Below are 451 nucleotides of genomic sequence, written 5' to 3'. Positions count from 1 at the left end.
TATTGATGGGTAGAAAAACATATGAGTTTGGATTTCAATTCGGTGCTAAACCAGGTGAACCTGGCTATAAGGGCATAAAACATTACATATTTTCAAACTCCATGCAGTTTGAGTCAAACGAAGAGGTCGAACTTATCAAAGGTGATGCTATAGGATTTATTAAGAATCTCAAACAGCAAGGGAAGGGTAAAATTTGGCTATGTGGAGGCGGAGAATTAGCTGGGTCGTTGATTAAACATAAACTCATTGATCAATTGGTGCTGAAAGTTAATCCAATTATAGTCGGTGAAGGTATTTCTCTATTCGGAAGCGTAAAGCCACGTCTTAACTTAAAGTTAGTGGACATGAAACAGTACTCTAGTGGAGTTGTCAAACCGACTTACAATATTATTTATACTTAGGATTATCCTAGAGAACCCCTGTCTTTAATTAATTTTCAACAATAAAATTT

At 35.7% G+C, this 451-nt stretch carries 1 protein-coding gene; it reads left to right on the top strand.

The genetic code is table 11. The features are described 5' to 3' along the window. The coding region (locus MR076_RS26045) for a dihydrofolate reductase family protein (RefSeq protein ID WP_242225432.1) at positions 1-401 on the top strand (401 nt) is incomplete at its 5' end. Between the last annotated feature and the right edge of the window lie 50 nt (positions 402-451).

This window comes from Bacillus cereus group sp. BfR-BA-01380 (assembly GCF_022663535.1).
In the GTDB taxonomy this organism is placed as follows: domain Bacteria; phylum Bacillota; class Bacilli; order Bacillales; family Bacillaceae_G; genus Bacillus_A; species Bacillus_A cereus_BB.
The sequence above is the reverse complement of the archived record's forward strand: the minus strand, read 5'-3'. Positions and strand labels throughout refer to the sequence as shown.